18 protein-coding genes are annotated in these 18,310 nt (G+C 72.5%); 9 read left to right on the forward strand and 9 right to left on the reverse strand.

What is annotated here, in order from left to right; translation table 11 throughout:
* Window positions 1-39 precede the first annotated feature (39 nt).
* From A6A06_RS21880 to A6A06_RS21920, 9 genes are all read left to right on the forward strand, one after another.
* Complete coding sequence (locus A6A06_RS21880) at window positions 40-1,338, forward strand: aspartate aminotransferase family protein (RefSeq protein WP_073762955.1); 1,299 nt, start codon at window positions 40-42, stop codon at window positions 1,336-1,338.
* Entirely contained in the window at window positions 1,335-1,886 is a 552-nt protein-coding gene (locus A6A06_RS21885; protein WP_079194205.1) for a type II toxin-antitoxin system RatA family toxin, read from the forward strand. The genes A6A06_RS21880 and A6A06_RS21885 overlap by 4 nt, the downstream gene beginning before the upstream one ends.
* A gap of 16 nt (window positions 1,887-1,902) precedes the next feature.
* Window positions 1,903-2,412 carry a hypothetical protein gene (locus A6A06_RS21890; RefSeq protein WP_242440867.1) on the forward strand — a complete coding sequence of 170 codons (510 nt, stop codon included), beginning with the start codon at window positions 1,903-1,905 and terminating at the stop codon, window positions 2,410-2,412.
* Window positions 2,413-2,501: 89 nt separating this feature from the next.
* A complete protein-coding gene (locus tag A6A06_RS21895) occupies window positions 2,502-3,512 on the forward strand; it encodes a VlmB-like protein (protein ID WP_073762957.1) in 1,011 nt (336 codons plus the stop codon).
* Complete coding sequence (locus A6A06_RS21900) at window positions 3,509-4,525, forward strand: beta-ketoacyl-ACP synthase III (protein ID WP_073762958.1); 1,017 nt, start codon at window positions 3,509-3,511, stop codon at window positions 4,523-4,525. The genes A6A06_RS21895 and A6A06_RS21900 overlap by 4 nt, the downstream gene beginning before the upstream one ends.
* 12 nt (window positions 4,526-4,537) lie before the next feature.
* Window positions 4,538-4,819, forward strand: a complete 282-nt coding sequence (locus A6A06_RS21905; protein ID WP_073762959.1) for an acyl carrier protein — start codon at window positions 4,538-4,540, stop codon at window positions 4,817-4,819.
* Between the two features lie 58 nt (window positions 4,820-4,877).
* Window positions 4,878-6,143 (forward strand): beta-ketoacyl-[acyl-carrier-protein] synthase family protein, encoded by a 1,266-nt coding sequence (locus tag A6A06_RS21910; protein ID WP_073762960.1) that lies wholly within the window; start codon window positions 4,878-4,880, stop codon window positions 6,141-6,143.
* Window positions 6,144-6,220: 77 nt separating this feature from the next.
* Window positions 6,221-7,381, forward strand: coding sequence for a phosphatidylglycerol lysyltransferase domain-containing protein (locus A6A06_RS21915; RefSeq protein ID WP_079194206.1), 1,161 nt, complete (start codon window positions 6,221-6,223; stop codon window positions 7,379-7,381).
* A 56-nt stretch (window positions 7,382-7,437) separates the two neighbouring features.
* Window positions 7,438-7,635 (forward strand): hypothetical protein, encoded by a 198-nt coding sequence (locus A6A06_RS21920; RefSeq protein WP_073762961.1) that lies wholly within the window; start codon window positions 7,438-7,440, stop codon window positions 7,633-7,635.
* A 15-nt stretch (window positions 7,636-7,650) separates the two neighbouring features.
* On the opposite strand, the gene A6A06_RS21925 is transcribed toward A6A06_RS21920, so the two are convergent.
* From A6A06_RS21925 to A6A06_RS21965, 9 genes are all read right to left on the reverse strand, one after another.
* Complete coding sequence (locus A6A06_RS21925) at window positions 7,651-8,055, reverse strand: peptidoglycan-binding domain-containing protein (RefSeq protein WP_073762962.1); 405 nt, start codon at window positions 8,053-8,055, stop codon at window positions 7,651-7,653.
* Window positions 8,056-8,175: 120 nt separating this feature from the next.
* Window positions 8,176-8,655: a hypothetical protein gene (locus A6A06_RS21930; protein WP_199931050.1), complete on the reverse strand. Its 480-nt coding sequence runs from the start codon at window positions 8,653-8,655 to the stop codon at window positions 8,176-8,178.
* An 84-nt stretch (window positions 8,656-8,739) separates the two neighbouring features.
* Window positions 8,740-9,174 carry a hypothetical protein gene (locus tag A6A06_RS21935; protein ID WP_073762964.1) on the reverse strand — a complete coding sequence of 145 codons (435 nt, stop codon included), beginning with the start codon at window positions 9,172-9,174 and terminating at the stop codon, window positions 8,740-8,742.
* Between the two features lie 356 nt (window positions 9,175-9,530).
* Window positions 9,531-10,769, reverse strand: a complete 1,239-nt coding sequence (locus A6A06_RS21940; RefSeq protein WP_199931051.1) for an MFS transporter — start codon at window positions 10,767-10,769, stop codon at window positions 9,531-9,533.
* Window positions 10,770-10,839: 70 nt separating this feature from the next.
* The gene (locus A6A06_RS21945) at window positions 10,840-11,652 is read right to left on the reverse strand and encodes an AfsR/SARP family transcriptional regulator (RefSeq protein WP_073762966.1); all 813 of its coding nucleotides are present in this window, start codon (window positions 11,650-11,652) and stop codon (window positions 10,840-10,842) included.
* A gap of 841 nt (window positions 11,653-12,493) precedes the next feature.
* Window positions 12,494-13,318, reverse strand: coding sequence for a bifunctional hydroxymethylpyrimidine kinase/phosphomethylpyrimidine kinase (locus tag A6A06_RS21950; RefSeq protein WP_073762967.1), 825 nt, complete (start codon window positions 13,316-13,318; stop codon window positions 12,494-12,496).
* A gap of 55 nt (window positions 13,319-13,373) precedes the next feature.
* Window positions 13,374-13,886, reverse strand: coding sequence for a nucleoside 2-deoxyribosyltransferase (locus tag A6A06_RS21955; RefSeq protein ID WP_199931052.1), 513 nt, complete (start codon window positions 13,884-13,886; stop codon window positions 13,374-13,376).
* A 177-nt stretch (window positions 13,887-14,063) separates the two neighbouring features.
* Entirely contained in the window at window positions 14,064-15,077 is a 1,014-nt protein-coding gene (locus A6A06_RS21960) for a thymidylate synthase (RefSeq protein WP_073762968.1), read from the reverse strand.
* The gene (locus A6A06_RS21965; RefSeq protein ID WP_199931053.1) at window positions 15,074-17,953 is read right to left on the reverse strand and encodes a molybdopterin-dependent oxidoreductase; all 2,880 of its coding nucleotides are present in this window, start codon (window positions 17,951-17,953) and stop codon (window positions 15,074-15,076) included. The genes A6A06_RS21960 and A6A06_RS21965 overlap by 4 nt, the downstream gene beginning before the upstream one ends.
* Window positions 17,954-18,310: the final 357 nt, after the last annotated feature.

The following is an 18,310-nucleotide window of genomic DNA, read 5'->3' on the forward strand; positions in this document are numbered from 1 at the left end:
CCCTCCCGCCCCGGAACCGGAGGCACATCCGTGACACCCATGCCCCATCCCGCACCCCCCGGGACGGCCCCTCCCGCCACCGGGGCGGAGACCCTGCGCCTGTACCGGGCCCACCTCAGCAAGGGCCGGGCCACCCTCGCCGAACTCTTCGGCAGCCATCTGGAGATCTCCTCCCACGGCGCCTGGCTCACGACCGCCGACGGCGAACGGTTCCTGAACTGCGGCGGCTACGGTGTCTTCTTCACCGGCGCCCGGCACCCGGTCGTCATGGACGCGGTACTGCGCCAGCTCCACACCCACCCCACCGCCACCCGCATCCTCCTGGAACCCACCGTCGCCCGCGCCGCCCAGGCCCTGACCGCCGTCACCCCGGAGGGACTGGACCGGGTGCACTTCGCCCTCTCGGGGTCCGAAGCCGTCGAGACCGGCCTGAAACTGGCGCGGGCCAACGGCCGCCGCCGCACCGTGGCGATGCGCGGCGGCTACCACGGCAAGACCCTGGGCGCCCTGTCCGCCACCGCCAAGGACGTGTACCAGGCGCCCTTCCGGCCGCTGATCCCCGACGTGACGCATGTGCCCTACGGTGACGCCGCCGCCCTGGAACGGGAACTGGCCGCCCACCCCGGCGAGGTGTGCGTCCTGGTCGAACCCGTTCAGGGAGAGGGCGGCGTCGTCCTGCCGCCGCCCGGCTATCTGCGCCGGACCGAGGAACTCGTACGGCGTCACGACGGCTTCCTCGTCCTGGACGAGGTACAGACCGGCCTGGGCCGGCTCGGCCGGTGGTGGGGCGCCTACCTGGAGGGCGTCACCCCCGACGTCCTCCTGGCAGGCAAGGCGCTCGGCGGCGGCATCGTGCCGGTCTCCGCGGCCGTCGCCACCCGCGAGGCGTTCCGGCCCTTCGACAAGGACCCCTACGTCCACACCGCCACCTTCTCCGGCCAGCCCCTCCTCATGGCCGCCGTACAGGGCACCCTGCGCGCCATCGAGGAGGAGGACCTGATCACCCGCGCCCGGGAACTCGGCGAGCGGCTGCTGCCGCAGATCCGCGCCGTGGCCGCCCGGACCCTGGGCGGCCTGGCGGTGGACGTCCGCGGCCGGGGCCTGCTCATCGGCATCGAACTGGCGGAGGCGGGCCTGGCCGGGGAACTGCTGATCGAGCTGTTCAACCACCACGTCATCGGCAACCACTCGATGATCGGCAGCTCCGTCGTCCGGTTCACCCCGCCCGCCACCCTCACCGACGAGGAGACCGGTTTCTTCCTCACATCCCTGGAACAGGCGTGCCGCGCGCTCGTATCGGGCGGCGCGCGCCTGCCGGACGACGGAGAGAGCCCATGAGACGGGTGGAACTGGAAGCGACCGTGCGGAACGAGAAGGCACCGCACGTCCTGGACGAAGTCACCCGCTGGGAGCACTACCCGCACCTGGCCCCGCACGTACGGACCACCACCGTGCACGAACGCGGCCCCGCCGACGGCCGCTCCAGCTGGGAACTGCACTTCCGCAGCGGACTGCTGAGCTGGACCGAGCGGGAGGAGTACGACCGCGACGCGCTGCGCGTCACCTTCCGGCAGACCGACGGCGACTTCGAGGAATTCACCGGCCACTGGGAATTCGCCCAGGCGGGCGACGACGTACGGGTCCGCTTCCTGGCCCGTTTCGACTTCGGCATCCCGAGCCTGGAGGGCATCCTCGACCCGATCGCCGAACGGGTCGTCAGGGAAACCGTCGCCTGGGCCGTCCACGGCCTCTTCCCCGACGTCGGCCTGTCCGTACCGATGGAACCGGACACCGGAACGGCCACCGGGGAGACCGCGGGAGCGGCCCCGGAACCGGCCCCGGAACCGCCCACCGACCCTGCCGCCCCCTTCGAGGACACCCACTAGGACCCAGGACCCCGCCATGGACCAGGCCAACCCCTTCGACACCCCCACCACCGCCGCACTGCACCGCGGCGAATACCTCGTCGGCTTCGCGGTCGTCACCGTCCTGATCGTCGCCCGTGCCGACGAGATCCGCTGGCTCCCGGCCATCGCGCTGTTCCTCTACATCGACCTCGTCGGCTACCTCCCCGGCGCCGTCGCCTACCGCCGCAGCCGCACCAAGGAGATCTCCAAGGTCTACTACGTCCTCTACAACACGATGCACAGCCTGGTCACCCAAGGTGCCGTGGCCGCCCTGTGGTGCTGGCTCATCGGCCCCGAATGGGCCCTGCTGCTGCTCCCGTGGCACCTCTTCGGCGACCGCGGCCTGTTCGGCAACTTCTACAAACCCTTCGGCCTGCACTTCGAACCGGCCCCCGAACCCGGCTACCGCACGCTCCTCGACGGACTGCGCGGCCCTCTGCTGGAGCGGGTGCCCGCACACCACGGGAAGAAGCAGCGGCCCCGCACGGCCGACGCGGGCCGGTGACCGCACGGCACCGGCCCGGTGACCGCACGGCCTGGCCCGGTACGAGACCCGGCCGCACCCGCGAAGGACGCGAAGAAGGAGACCAGCCGATGACCCCCACCCCCCGGCCGGACCCGGCGACACCCGGGCCGACGGCCCCCGAAGCGGACTTCGACACCGCACCGGGACTGCTCGAAGGCGCCATGGACCTCACCCTCACCGCCGACCGCTGCGACCTCGCGTACTGGTTCACCCACGTCGCCCAGGGCACCCTCCGCGACCGGGCCGTCTCCGGACACCGCGACACCACCCCGACGCCCGACCACATGCGCCGCCCCGGGCCGCTGCGCGAGGCCATCGTCCTCGAACTGGGCCAGCGCGCCCTCGCCGAGGAATACGCCACCCGGCTCCTGGCCCACTACGTCGCCCTCGCCCCCGGCGTCCCCGAAATGGAGTTCTACGCCACCCAACTGGTCGACGAGGCCCGGCACAGCCGCATCTTCCGCCACCACCTCACGGAAGTGGGCCTGCCCGCGGCAACTCTCCTCGCCGACCTGGAGGAACGGAACGCCGACTACCGCCGCCGGGTTCTGGACCCGGTCGTCGACTTCACCCTGGACATCGTCCGCGACCGGGCCGACTTCGCGGGCGGCGTCGCCGTCTTCACCATCGTCATCGAAGGGGTCCTCGCCCCCGCCGCCGAACTGAGCGAACGCAAATGGAGCCGCCTGGACCCGGCCGCCTCCGAACTCTCCCGCACCGCCGCCATCGACGAGATACGGCACCTGACCGTGGGCAGCTCCCTCCTGCGCGAGCACCTGGCCCGCCACCCCGGATACCGGTCCCGCGTCGTCGAGATCCTCCACGCCGGGCGCGACCTGTGGGACAAGGTCCCCGACCGGGAATTCGTCCTGGCCCGCGAGGAACTCTTCCAGCAGGGCCTGAGCGAACACGCCGACGTGGTGGGCGCCCAGGAACTGTGGCCCGGCCGCCGCCTGACCGACACCACACCGCAGGAGCGCTACGCCGCCGCCGAACGCTGGACCGACGAGATGGCGGAGGTCCGCATGCGGTACATGGGCCTGGAGGACGCCATCGGCATCCTCGGCGGTGCGCGATGACAGCCGCCCGGCCGCGGGAGACGGCCGGAACACCACCGCCCACGGCCGTACGGCCCGTGCTCACCGGCATCGGCTCCTGGCTGCCGCCGGACGTCCTGACCAACCACGACCTCGAACGGCGCCTGGGCACCGACGACGCCTGGATCCACAGCCGTACCGGCATCCGCCGCCGGCACCTCGCCGCCCCCGGCACCACCACCTCCGACCTGGCCGTCGAAGCCGGACGCCGGGCCCTGAAATCGGCCGAGGAACCCACCGCGGACGCCGTCGTGCTGGCCACCACCACCCCCGACCGGAGCTGCCCGGCCACCGCACCCCAGGTGGCCGCCCGCCTGGGCCTGAGCGGTGTCCCCGCCTTCGACGTCGCCGCGGTGTGCAGCGGTTTCCTCTACGGCCTGGCCACCGCCGGCGGGCTGCTGGCCACCGGCAGCGCATGCCGCGTCCTGCTCATCGCGGCCGAGACCTTCAGCACCTTGATCGACCCGGCGGACCGGAGCACCGCCGTCATCTTCGCCGACGGCGCCGGAGCCGTCGTCCTGCGGGCCGGAACCGACGGCGAACCCGGCGCGTTCGGCCCGGTCGTCCTGGGCAGCGACGGCGACCTGGCCGGCCTCATCGAAGTCCCGGCGGGCGAACGGTACCTGCGCATGCAGGGCCGGGCCACCTTCCGCCAGGCCGTCGAACGGATGGCCACGACGTCCCGTACGGCCGTGGCCGCCGCGGGCTGGCGGCTCACGGACATCGACCGGCTCGCCGCCCACCAGGCCAACACCCGCATCCTGCACGCCCTCGCCGACGAACTCGGCCTGCCGCCCGGACACCGCCTCTCCAACATCGAACATGTCGGCAACACCGCCGCCGCCTCCATCCCGCTGCTCCTGGACCACACATCGGCCGACGGTCGGCTGCGCCCCGGCCACCGCCTCGTCCTGACCGCCTTCGGCGCGGGCCTCACCTGGGGCGCCACCACCTTGCGCTGGCCCGACCTGCCCGTACCGCGCGACACTCCCTGAAGGAGCGAACCCATGACCTCCACGAGCCCCACACCCTCGGTGAACACCGCGCTCTTCGAGCACCTCAGGGAGATCCTCGTCGGCAAACTCCACATCGCCCCGGAACACATCACCGTCGACGCCACCCACGACGACATCGAACTGGACTCGCTCGCCCTGGTGGAACTCTCCCTGGTCCTGGCCAAGGAACTCGGCGTCCACGTCAGCGACGACGAACTGGCCCGCACGCCCACCGTCGCCGCCATCGTGCACCTGATCGAGGAGCGGAGCGCTGCCGCGCATGCCGGCGAATGAGAGCACACCGCACGCGCCCGCACCGGATGTGTCCGTACCGAATGGGCCCGCGTCGCACATGCCCGCACCGGATGTGTCCGTGACGGGCGCCGCGCCGCGTCCGCGCCCCCGCCATGCCGTAGCGGTCACCGGCATGGGACTGGTGACCCCGGCCGGCACCGGCGTCGCCGCCAACTGGTCCACCGTCCTCGCCGGCCGGGCCACCGCCTCCCTCGACCCGGGCCTTCACCCCCTCCCCGCCCACCTCACCTGCCGCGTCCCCGGTTTCGACCCGGCCCGGCTGCTCGGCGACCGTAAGGCGTACCGCCTCGACCGGTTCGTCCAGTTCGCGCTCGTCGCCGCCCAGGAGGCCGTACGGGACAGCGGACTGGACCCGCCCACCTGGGACGGCGCCCGCGTCGGCGTCGTCCTCGGCTGCGCCGACGGCGGCCCCGGCACCGTCGAGACCCAGCACCGTGTTCTGCTGACGGACGGCCCCGACCAGGTCTCCCCGCTCCTGCTGCCGATGCAGCTCCCCAACATGCTGGCCGGGCAACTCGCCCTGGAATTTGGCGCCTCGGGCCCCGGCCTGGTCGTCACCACCGCCTGCGCATCCGGCGCCACCGCCATCGGCACCGCCCGTGACCTGCTGCTCCTGGACCGCTGCGACGTGGTCCTGGCCGGTGGCAGCGAAGCGATGCTCACCCCCCTGGTGATGGCCGGGTTCGCCCAGATGGGCGCCCTGTCCCGCCGGACGGCCGACCCGGCCACCGCCTCCCGCCCCTTCGACGCCGGACGTGACGGCTTCGTGGCGGGGGAGGGCGCCGGCATCGTGGTCCTGGAACGGGTGGCGGACGCGCGGGCCCGTGGCGCACCCGTACACGGCCTCGTCCTGGGCTACGGAGCCTCGTCGGACGCCCACCACATCACCGCCCCCCACCCCCGCGGCCGGGGCATCGAGGCAGCCGTCGGCGCCGCCCTCGCCGACGCCGGCGCCGTACCGGCCGATGTCACCCACATCAACGCGCACGGCACCTCCACCCCGCACAACGACCGCGTCGAAGGACTGGCCCTCGGCCGGCTCTTCGGCACCGGAGCCGTGGTGACCTCCACCAAAGGCACCACCGGCCACCTGCTCGGCGCCGCGGGCGCGGTGGAGGCCGTCTACACCCTCCTGGCCATACGGCACGCCACCGCGCCCCCCACCACCGGACTCGGCGTCCTCGACCCCGCACTGGACATCGACGTGGCCACCGCGGCCCGGCCACTGCGCCCCGGAGTCGCGCTGACCAACTCCTTCGGCTTCGGCGGGCAGAACGCGGTACTGGCGATGGGAACGGGGTGAGAGCCCCCGCGGGGACCGCGCCCCACCGGCCGGTGCGTACCGGCCCTTCCGCGATCCGCGAATACGAGGTGACAGCCATGCGACCGCACATCCCGGGCACCGGTACGGAGGCCCCCACGACCGGTCCGGAGGCTTCGGCCACCGGTACGGAACCCCCCACGACCGGCACGGAGGCTTCGGCCACCGGTACGGACACCTCTCCCGTCCGGGCGTCAGCCCCGCCGACCACCGATGAGGCCGCCGCCCTGCCCTTCCTTTCCGCCGACACCGTCCTCACCGCCATCCGCACCCACACCGACGCGGACAACTCCAGCGCCTTCCTGGCCCTGAACGAGGAAGCCGAGCACTTCACCAGCCCGCAGGCCGACGGCATGGTCGTCTTCCGCCGGTGCGGCGGCTACGCCGTGCAGTTCGGCGGCCCGTTCGCCCCACGCCGCGACTACCGGACGCTGCTGCACGCGTTCCTCCGGTACGCGGACCGGTCCGGCCTGACGCCCGTGGCCGTACAACTCCAGCGCCACGACGCGGAGATCTACGCCGACTGCGGCTACACCGTCAACCAGGTCGGCGCCTCCTACACGGTCGGCCTGGCCGCCTTCACCCTGCGCGGCACCCGCTTCATGCAACTGCGCAACAAGATCGCGAGGGCCCGGCGGGCGGGCCTGGCGGTCACCGAGACCGACGCCGCCACCTGCCGCGCCGCCCTCCGTGACATCGACGCCGCCTGGCTGGCGAGCAAGGGCGAACACGCCAGGCCGCTGGAATTCCTGGTCGGCCGCACCGACGGCAGGGGACAGGCGTACCGCCGGCTTTTCCTCGGCACCATCGACGGCCGGCCCATCGGCTACATCTCCTACTCCCCGGTCCCCGGCTCCCGGCCCGGCTGGCTGCACGACCTCAGCCGACGCGTGCCCGACGGCCCACCCGGCGTCATGGAGGCCGTCAACAGCACCGCCATCGACACGTTCCGCACGGAAGGGGCCCGCTGGCTGCACTTCGGGTTCACGCCCTTCACCGGACTCCACGAAGCGCACGAGGTGCCCGGCCACAGCCGGGGGCTCCAGTGGTTCCTGCACCACCTGGAGGAGTACGGCGAAGCCGTCTACACCGCCCGCACCCAGCTCGCGTACAAGCGCAAATGGGCACCGGACGTGATCCTGCCCGAGTACGCGGCGTTCCGGGGCAGCCCGAGCCTGGCCGCCTTCGCCCACATCTTCCGCGCCGCGAACGCCTTTTGAGAACACCACTCGGACGATGGTGAAAGGGGACGATTGTGGAAGGGGAGGATCAGCCCATGACAGCACGTCAGGAAGATCAGGAGCGCCGGGCGCCCCGGCTCACGGTGTACGAGCAGGCGGTCGTCGACGCCTTCCACGCCGTTGCCGGGGCACCGGACGACATGCCCACCCGCGCCCGCGCGGACGCGGCACTGCGCGCCCTGGACGCCGCTCTGGCGGGACGGGAGCCGCCGGAGGCGGAGCGGCAGAGGTGAGCCGCCGGGCCCGGGTCACGGGTGGAGGGCGGCCCAGGTCCTCGGCCCGACGAAGCCGTCGGCGGTCAGGCCGACCGACTGCTGGAAGTCCTTGACCGCGGCGAGTGTGGCCGCGCCGAAGATCTTGTCCGTGGCCACGTTGCGGTAGCCGTACACCTTGTTCAACACGCACTGGAGATGCCCGACGGCGTCATTGGCGTGACCGTTCCCGAGCTCTGGATGGTCACCCGTGTACGGGCAGTACCGCCACTCGCCGTTGACGCCGTTCCGGAGGCCGGCGGCCTCGGCGGAGCGGGCCGGCGCCTTCGCCGCGGCGGTTCCACCGCCGAGGGCCACGGCCGGGCCGGCGAGCAGCGCGCATCCCAGCAGCGCCGCGGCCAGCGCGCGGCCCCGCACACCTGTGGCGCTTCGTGAAGACATCGGGCGACCTCCGGTACTGGAAAGGACGAAACGGTGTGGGGTGCGGGGTGTGGGAGCGGGCGCGGCAGGGGGGAACGACGGCCCCCCGTACGGGACCGGCTCTCAGAACCAGGAACAGCGTCAGAACCAGGAACAGCGGGGGAGCCCCGGGAACGGATGCCTCGGCGACGCCACGACCCGGGCGGGCACCAGCCCCCACCCCTTCAGCCTCGGCAGGCTCGCCACCTCGTCGCCCTGGGTGTAGTACCAGACCTTGCTCTCGCCGGGGGCCGCGTCCCCCTGCGTCCAGCACACGAACCAGCTCGGCGACAACTTGAGACGGCCGGTGACGGGCGCGTCGTACGAGGCGCGGCCGTACATGTCGTTGGCCAGGTTGTCGCAGTACAGGTCGAAGGTGAAGACGTTGTTGAGGGTGTCCTGGTGCGGCTGCTGCTGGCGCAGCGCACACCCGGCAGCCGACGTGCCCTCGCGCGCGGCGCCCCCACCGGTCCCGGCTTCCGGGGGACCGGCCGCCGTCAGCCCCGTGACCAGTCCCAGCACGGCCACCACGGGTACGGTCCGCCGCAGCACCGGAGCCCGCCGGACATTCCTGCCCTTCATGTGCGACCACCCTCCCGGCCGACGACCGGCCTCCGTACACCTCGCGTCACTTCACGCCCACGTGCACTTACGCCCACGTACACCTCACGCCCACGTGCACTTCTTCAGACCGGCGACCGGATGCCCGGACACCTGCATCTCCGCGGCGGGCAGATAGCCCCACCCCTTGGCCCCCTTGCTCCCGGAGACGGTGTCGGCCTGCGTGTAGTACCAGATGTCCTTGCCCTGGTAGGAGCCGCCCTTCTTCCAGCACACGAACCAGCTCGGCGCGAAGGCGATCTGCCCGTTCACGGTGCTCTGGGGGGTGGACTGCACCCGGATCGCGCCCAGGTTGTGCGGACAGACCACGTCTCCGAGGAAGTTCATGCCGGTCCAGTCGGTGTGCCGCGCGTCGGCCCGCGTCTGGCATCCGGCGGCGACGCCCGTACGGAACCCGCCGTCCGCCCCGCCACGGGACCCGCCCGCCGTGGCCTGCGGCGCCGGGGGAGCGATCAGCGCAGCCGCGAGCAGCACCGTCACCGCAAGCGCTCCCTGATGCTCCGCCGCCCGCGCCCGCCCTCTTCGCAACACCCCCCGGACGCGCCGGGCGTGAAGACCGCTCCGGGCGCGTGCGCCGACACCTCTGACGACTCTGACGGCCATGTCTGATCTCCTGCGGTCGGCCGGCCGTCGCGTCGTCCCCACCCGTCTGCCGGACGAGGTCCCCGGGACGCCGCACGGCCCGGGGCCGCCCGCACACCGGGCACGGGACGGCACCGGGTGTCACGGCGGCAACGGCACGGCGAAGGGCAACGGATGTCATGGCGGCAACGGCACGGCGACGGGAACCGGCGTGATGCGCTGTCCCACCGATCCTCCCACCACCCCCTGACACCTCACTGACGACCGCCTGACCGCCCCGGCGGCACGGAGTCCGCCACCGGCCTGTCCACTCGCCGGCCCTTCCGTACGCCCTTGCCGTCCGCTCCCGCCGACGCCGTCCGCCGTACCGCCAGCGGCACCAGCACACACGGCACGGCGACGCACACGGCCAGGGCGGACGCGGTCATCCCCGGCCAGAGCCCGGCCACGGACCCGTACACCGTGCTCGCCAGTTGTTGCAGACAGAAGAAGAGCCCGGAAGCGTTGCCGGGACTGCGGCCGACCGAGTGCAGCATGCCTGCCTGGGACGCGGGCAGGACCGCGCCGACCCCGGCCATCACCACCATCATGGGCACCACCACAGGCCACGGCGAATGCCGGGCCCCCAGCCCGGCGGCGGCCGCGGCGACCACGGCCAACAGGACGCCGCCCAGCGCGCACACCACCGCGGCACGCCGCAGCAGAGCGGTCAGCTCCCACCTGGCCGAGAGCCCCCGGACCGCGAACGCACCGGCCACCGCGCCCAGCGCGGTCACCGCCACCAGCCCGCCGTACGCCGTCGGCGTCAGCCGGATTCCCACGCCCAGCGCGTGCGCCGAGTACGTCACGAACACGACATGCGCCATCGACGCCAGACTGATGGCGTACCAGCAGGCACGGTAGGAGGGGTCCCGCAGATGGACGGCATAGTCCGCCAGCACCGTCCGCACCCGCACTCCCCGGCGCCCCTCCGGCTCCGCACCGGACGGCACCACGACGAGGAAGAGCACGGCAGCCACCGCACCGAGCACCGCCATGAGGACGAAGACGCCCCGCCAGCCCGTCGACTCGGTCAGCCGGCCACCGAGGACGGGCGTCAGGCACGGGGTGACCGCGATGGCGGCCATCAGCGTGGACAGCGTGCGCACGCGCAGCGCCTCGGGGTAGACGTGCCGCACCGTCAGACGCGCCAGCACCGTCGCCGCACACCCGCCGAGCGCCTGGACGAACCGCCCCGCCACGAGCACCGGCAGCGTCGGGGCCACCGCGCACACCACCGAGGCCACGACGAACAGCCCCAGCGCCCACAACTGGGTCCGCCGCACCCCCCAGCGCTCCACCAGCATCCCGGCCAGCAGGACCGACACCGCGAACCCGGCCAGATAGAGCGTGACGACCAACTGCACCGCCCCCGGACCACCGGACGGCAACGCCGCCATCCCGGGCAGTGCGGGCGCCACGACGGTCACCCCGAACTGAGGGATCACCGACACCAACGCCAGCACACAGGAGACCCGGCCCAGCCCGCCCCGGCGCCCACCCGGCCGGAACGGCGTCCCCTCCTCACCCACTGAACGCCTTGGCCGCACCCTCCCGCAGCCGTAGGTACCGCAGATTCTGCAACGCGGGGTCGTGCCCCAGAATCGCGCGCTCCACTGTACGCAGCGGCGGTGACGGCTCCAGACCCAGCTCGTCCGCGAGCCTGCGGCGCATCTGCTGGTACACGTTCAGCGCCTCGGCCTGCCGCCCCGACCGGTACAGCGCCACCATCAACTGCTGGCAGAACTTCTCCCGCAGCGGATTGCTCGTACACACCTCGTGCAGCTCACCGAGGATCTGCGCGTGCTGTCCGGTGTCCATCTGCACATCGAAGAGCAGCTCCAGGGCCTGTAGCCGGTACTCCTCGTAACGTGCCGCGGCGGCCTGGCACAACGGTCCGCCGCCGCTCCCGCCGAAGACCGGACCGTGCCACAGGCCGAGTACGGTCCGCAGCAGGCACGCCACCTGAACCGGCTGATCCGCCTTCAGCCCCGCGGCCCGGCGCACGGCCGCCACGAAGTCGGCCGCGTCCAGCCCGACTCCGTCCATGACGAGCTGATATCCGTTGTGGTACCCCACCAGCCGTGATCCGTCGGTGCCCGGCTCCAGCGTCTGCAGCCATCTTCGCAGCCGGCTCACATGGGCCTGGAGCGCGTTGGCCACGCCTTCGGGAGCATGGTCGTTCCATATCTCCCGCACCAGCGAGTCGACGGGGACGACCCGCCCTTCGCTGACGAGCAGCGCCTGAAGGAGAACGCGCTGGAAACCACCCCTGACCCTGAAGGTGGTGTGCGTTGCCCGCGCCTGCAGAACTCCCAAGATCTCGAACCTCACCATGCCACCCTCCAAAGGTGCACGGACATGTGGAATTCCCGGGGTGAACGCCTCGGAAAGGGCCGGACCGAGCCGCGTCACCACACGGCATTCACGTCGCCGGGCATTCCGGCCCACGCCGCACTCCCGCACCACGGCACCTGGAACCACCCCACCCCACCCATGACGCCCGCCCGCTGACCTCGACGCACGCGAGCCTCTCCCGGCATTCCGCCCCCGGTGGCCACCCGACAGCGCTCAAACCACTGCTTCAACAACCGGAACAGCATGCTGCGCACTCCCCGCCAGTGACGTGACCTCATCCGGCCGATCCGCTCCAGCAGGTCCCGTACGGAAGCCCAGTGCCATGACGCCTCCGGGGGAACGGCCGAAGCGGACATGCAGCGTCGATACTGAAGCCACCTGCCACCCCAGGCAAGCACCGTGTTGTCCGGCCTTTGTCCGCCTCCCCCGGCACGGAGAAAACAGAAACCGGTGCACCCGCAAACACCAGCGAGGCAGCAAGCCGGACGCCGCCGAAACCGCACTCCCGTAGCGTTTCGCTGTCCGGCCTTGTCAGACGTGCCGGAACTGTCCGGCAGCCGGTGTGAGCGGGTGGGTCCCGTGGGCCGGATCCGGTGCGGGACGCACTTCGGGGCAGCGTTCTCGGAAGGGAAGCGGCGTCGTGCCGATCGTGATGTCACGGGTGGCGGCGCGCAGGACGTCCGGACCGGGAGCCGATCACCGGAGCACTTCCCCGCCCGCGTCCGTCCCGCGTCCGTCCCGCGTCCGTCCCGCATCCGTCGCGCATCCGGAGCGTGGGAAGGTCCCGGTGCCGCGCACCGGCGCACCGGCGTGCGCGCGTCTACCGCCCGACAGCCTGCCCCTCCACCGGCGGTACGCGGCGCACGAGACCGAGCACATCGACCGGATGCACCCGCGCGCCGAGGTGACCGAGCCCGGCGCGGACACCCGCGGCGGCCCGCGCGCCGGCCTCCCGCACGGCCAGGTCCAGCGGCCGGCCGTGGGCGAGCAGGCCGGCGGTCAGGGCGGAGTGCGCGCATCCCACGCCGTGCTCGGCCGCGTTGTCGTGGCGCTCGCTGGTCAGCTGCGCGTGCCGCTCGCCGTCGAAGAACCAGTCCCCGCTCTCGCCCGGCCCCGGCGTGATGACCACCGTCGGCGCACCCAGCCCCGCGATCGTCTCGGCCAGCTCCCGGCGGGAACCGTCCCGGCCCGCCAGCAGACCGGCCTCCCTGCGATTGGGCGTGATCACCACCGAGGACGGGAACAGGTCGCGGATCACGGCCTTGGTCACGTCCGTGTCCGCCGAGAGCCAGGAGCCGGCGGCCGTCACCATGACCGGGTCCACGACGACGGGCACCCCGCGGGCCGCGAACCCGGCCAGCTCGGGGGCGAGGGCCGCGAGCAGCTCGGGGCTCCAGGTCGTCCCCACCTTGACCGCGGCGATCGGCAGGTCGGCACGGACGGCGCGCAACTGGGCCGTCACCGCCTCCACGGGCACGGACCAGCGGCCGGTCACCCCGCTCGTGTTCTGCGCCGTGATCCCGACGAGGACGGTGGCCGCGTAACAGCCCACCGAGGCGAATGCCTTGATGTCTCCCTGGATTCCCGCGCCTCCGCTGGAGTCGCTGGAACCGATGGTCAGACAGACCGGAACGGCGGCTGTCATCCGTGCCCCTTCCCTCAGAAGCGCCCTGGGCTCGTACGCCGGACCGGCCGGCAGGTCAGCCGATGGTGGTCCGTTCGCCGCTGCGCGCGAGAACGCGCCCGACCGCCGCGTCCAGTTGTGGGTAGATCTCCGCCGGGTCGGCGAACCAGATGAATTCCACGTTCGCCTGGTTCTCCAGACCGGTGACGAGGAAGGTGTGCTTCTGTTCCTTCTCCAGCATCAGGACCATCGGTTTCCGCAGCGCGCTCGCCCAGCCGATCTCCACGTGGGTACCGGCGGACGCCGGAACACCGGGGAAGGCGATGAACAGGTCGGAGCGGCTGATCTCCAGATAGTCCCGCTTGGTGGCCTCGGCCGCGGTGAGGAATTCCGCGCCCCATGCCTCGCGTCGGTGCGCGTTGTACACCGTGGCGCCGCGCTGTTCGAAGTGCTCGATGAGCCGGTGGAACTTGAGCCGGTCGGCGTCGGACATCAATCCGGTCCTGGGATCGACGAGCTGGAAGAAAGGACCGCCCACGAATACTTCGCGCAGGGCGGTGGGGCGCGTAGCAGTGCTGTCGGATGTCATGCGGTCCTCCATCGGGAGTGCAACTCACCGGGCCGAAGCCCGTTGCGCGGTCTTGTGGGGTACGTCTTTCAGGGAGCGCAGGGAGCGCAGGGAGCGCAGGGAGCGCAGGGAGCGCAGGGAGCGCAGGGAACGAAGGGAACGAAGGGAACGCAGGGAACGCAGGGAACGGACGACGCGTCAGGTCCGGCTCTGCGCGAGTGCTTCGGCGAAGTGCCGGGGCCAGCGGGTGGCCAGCGCGCGGTGGTGGACGCCGGGCAGGACGGCCGCCACCTGCGGTGCCAGGCCGGTGCCGTGCCGCACTTGCCGGTAGCACTCGAAGAGCCCGACGACGTTGCGCCAGTACGGCGGCAGGTCGAGCCGTTCCAGCGCGGAGGGGGACAGCCGTACGGAGTCGGTGCGCAGCCGGGCCTCCCAGTTCAGGACCTCTTGGATGCAGGGCCAGTTGTCCTGCCGGGGCATGGCGGGGAACGGGGCGGGCGGGGCGGGGCTGTGCGCCGCCTCGGCCAGCACCCGGTCCGCCCACTGCGCGTCCGAGTCGTATACGTGGACGGAGCCGACGTGGTGGCTGTACGAGCCGACGCCGACGCCGAGTTCGCGGGCCATCACCTCTTGGAGCAGGGTGAACGAGAAGACGTCGCTCACCACGCCGCGGAAGGCGTCGTTGGCCCGCATGAATCCGACCGTGCACAGCTTTCCCTCGCGGATCATGAATTGCAGGGCAAGGGTGCAGGCGACGTCGATGTTTCCGGGAACCGCCAGTTCCCGTGGGGTGAAGATCTGCATCACCGCACGTTTGCTGTCCGGGTCCTCGCGCAGGGTGTTCAGCACGCTCTGCCACTGGTCCAGGCCGTCCGGAGGGTGCCGGAAAATGCGGGGGCCGTACGCGGTGCCTTGCAGGGTGCGGCCGTCCTGCGAGTAATGGGCGATACTCGACGCGTAGTGGCCGATGAAATCCAGCTCGTTCGTCCCGGACAAATACCACAGGGCCTCGGCGTAATTGAAGACGAGATTGGCCCGCCGGGCGGGCAGGGTGACGTGGCGCTGGACGGGATCGAGGAGACCGAAACCGACGCCGATGCGCTCGCGGCTCCTGAATCCTCTCGGCGCGTTGCGGTAGGCGGAGTTCTCGAACGTCTCCCGCAACTGGGCGAGATAGGCGTCCTGGAAGCTGTCGTACATGGGCGTGTTCATGTGTCACTCCTCGGTGCGGGAATGCCGCGGCCCGCCCGGTGCCGGGCGCCGGACCGCCGGGCGAGCGCGTCCACAGCGGCCATCAGGTGCTCCGGGGACAGGGGCAGCCGGTCGATGGCGGGCATCCATTCCGGGACGGCCGCGCATATCGCGGCAGCCACCGCCGCGGCGGCGGCCGAGGTGCCCGCTTCTCCGATGCCCTTGACACCGAGCGGGTTGTACGGGGTCCCGGCCGTCGGGGCGGCGGGCGGCAGCAGGTCGACGTCGATGTCGGGCACGTCCGCCGCCAGCAGGAGCGGGTACTCCCCGAACCCCGTGACCAGCGGCTGCTCCCGCTCGTCGTAACGGATCTCCTCCAGCAGCGCGGCGCTCACCCCCTGGACGAGACCGCCCGCGAGCTGGCCGCGGACCACCCGCTCGTCGATCACCCGCCCCGCGTCGCAGGAGATCGCGAGCCGCTCGACCCGGACCAGGCAGAGTTCCGGGTCCACCGCCACCGCGCAGGTCACCGCGCCGTGGGGGTAGGTGTGCGCGTCGACGGCGTACCGGCCGACCGCCCGGAGCCCGGCACCGCCCCGCCGCGCGATGCGGTCGAGCGGGACGGCGGTCCGGTCCGCGCCCGCGGCCCGGTCCCACTCGGCCGCGCGGCGCCGCAGCGCGACGCAGGCGGCGTGGACGGCGTTGCCGGTGTGCGTCGCGGTGCGGCTGGCGAAGGTGCCCGGTCCCGCGGCGCCCGAAGTGTGGTCGTCGAGCACGATGTGGACGCGGTCGCGGGGGATGCCCAGCGCGGTGGCCGCCACTCGGGCGAGCGTCGTGCGGTGGCTCTGCCCGGAGGGCGCGGCGGCCGCGTCGATCCGTACGGTGCCGTCCGGCCGCAAAGTGGCGACCGCCCGCTCGTCCCCGCCCATGCCGGCCTTGTCGACGAAGGGAACGACCGCCGTCCCGCGCCGCCACCCGTCCTCCGGAGAGCCGCCGGGGTCGTCGGGGCTTTCGAGACTGCCGGGGCCTTTGAGGCCGCCGGGGCCGTGCGCCGTGCCGTCAGGAGCGCCGCTCGCCCCCGTGATCGTCCCCTCGCTCGTCCCCGGTCGCTGCGAGCCGGCCCGGCGGAGCGCTTGCTCGTACGCACCGGCCCGGCGGACCGCATGCTCGTACGCGCCGAGGAAGTCACCGCTGTCGTAGCGCACCGGCCCCTCGTTCACCGTGCCGGCGTCGTACGGCATGTCGGCGGCGGTCAGCAGGTTGCGACGGCGCACCTCGACGGGGTCGAGGTTCAGTTCGTGGGCGAGCAGGTCCAGCATGCGTTCGCGCACGAAAGCGGCCTCCAGCCGGCCGGGCGCTCGCAGCGGCCCGACGGGTGTCCGGCTGGTCAGCAGGCAGCGGGCCCGCGCGCGGTAGCGGGGGAGCCGGTACGGGCCGGGGAACAGGGCCGTGGCCAGCAGGGCCTGGAGGGTGGTGAGCGGGCGGACGTACGCACCGGCGTCGGCGACGATCTCGGCACCGGCGCCCAGCAGGCGCCCGTCCGGGTCGGCCCGCAGCTCGGCCCGCCACACCATGCCGCGCGAGTGGTGCGCCGCGACGACGTGCTCGGCCCGGTCCTCCAGCCACTTCACCGGCCGTCCGGCGCGCATCGCGAGCCAGGGGACGAGCAGATCCTCGGGGTGGGTTTCGCCCTTGACGCCGAACGCCCCGCCCACGTCCCCCGCGGGCAGGCTGATGTGCCGGGGGTCCAGGTCCAGAGACCGGGCGAGCAGTTCCCTGGTGAGCTGCGGGTGTTTGGTGACGCCGTGCACGGTGAGGCGGGGAGCGCGGGCGTCCCACTCGGCGAGCAGACCGCGGGTCTCCAGCGGCATGGCGGTCTGCCGGGGGAGGCGGAAGGTACGGGTGAGGACGACGGCGGCGTCGACGTCCGCCGGGTCCGGGCCCACTCGCTGGCGGACGGTGGCGATCCAGCGCGGGTCGTCGTCGGAGAGGTGGGACGTGCCGTGCTCGGGGCCGGACAGCGGGGTGCGCGGGGCGCAGACGACGTCGACCAGTTCCGCGCCGTCCTCCGCGGCGGCGGCGCTCTCCGCCAGGACCACTGCCACCGGCTGGCCCGCGTAGCGAAGGTCCGTGGTGGCGAGGACCGGTTCCGCGGGGGCGGGGAGATCCCGGTGGAGCAGGCGCATGGCCTCGGGCAGGTCGTCGGCGGTGTACGCGGCGGACACACCGGGGTGGCGCAGAGCGCGCCGGACGTCGACGCGCAGCAGGGCCGCGTGGGCGACATGACTGCGGACCACCCGCGCCCACAGCTGTCCGGGCAGGTCGCGGGCGCCGACGAAGTCGCCGCGGCCGCTGAGCAGCCGCTCGTCCTCGACGCGCGGGGTGTGTCCGGGAGGGGACGTGCCCGCCGCCAGGCCGGCCGCCGCGTGGGTCAGGCCGGGGTAGCCGGTGCAGCGGCAGGTCACCTCGCTGACGCGGTGGCGTGCCGGTGGCCCGTCGACGGCTGCCGGGCCTCCTTCCGCGGTCCGGCGCTCGGTGTCTGTCAGCAGCGTCACGAACGCAGGTGTGCAGTACCCGCACTGGAGCGCCGAGGCGGCGCTCAGCCACGCGCGCACACCGGCCAGGGCGGGGTCGCCGGAGCGTGCGGTGTGGATTCTCGCGCCGTGGCACTGCGCGGCCAGGATGAGGCAGGACCGTACCGGCCGGCCGTCGAGGCGCACCGTGCAGACCCCGCATTCTCCCTGGTCGCAGCCAGTGCCGACCGGGGAGCCGAGGCCGGCGAGCAGCCCCGCGAGCGTCTCGCGCGGCTCCGTGCGCAGGCGGTGGTGTTCCCCGTCGACGTGGCAGGAGAGCGCCACGCGGGTGTCGGTGCGAGCACCGGAGCCGGTTCGAGACATGTTTCCCCCAGGAGAACCGCACTGTGGCTTTGCCCCGCGGTGCATTCCGTCCGTGTGGACGCGGTGCTCGGCCTGTTCCGGTACGAGTGCTCACTACCCGGAGGCATTACCGGCCAACCGGCATTTACGCGCTTGCCGGAAAGTGATTCATCCCGCCCGAATCGTCGAGATCATCGGTCGCGTCGAAATGCTGGAATGAACGAGGCGTTGAACTTCTGATCGTTTTCTGGACGATGCGCGCGGAGCGGGTTACCGTTTTGCTGATCCACCGGCCCGTGGTCGGACGTTACCCGACGGGTCACGCCAAAAGAGCGCGGTTCGCCGGCACTTCTCACCTGTCCCGGTGTGCGAACCGTC

It is taken from the genome of Streptomyces sp. CB02923 (genome assembly GCF_001905005.1).
In the GTDB taxonomy this organism is placed as follows: Bacteria; Actinomycetota; Actinomycetes; order Streptomycetales; family Streptomycetaceae; genus Streptomyces.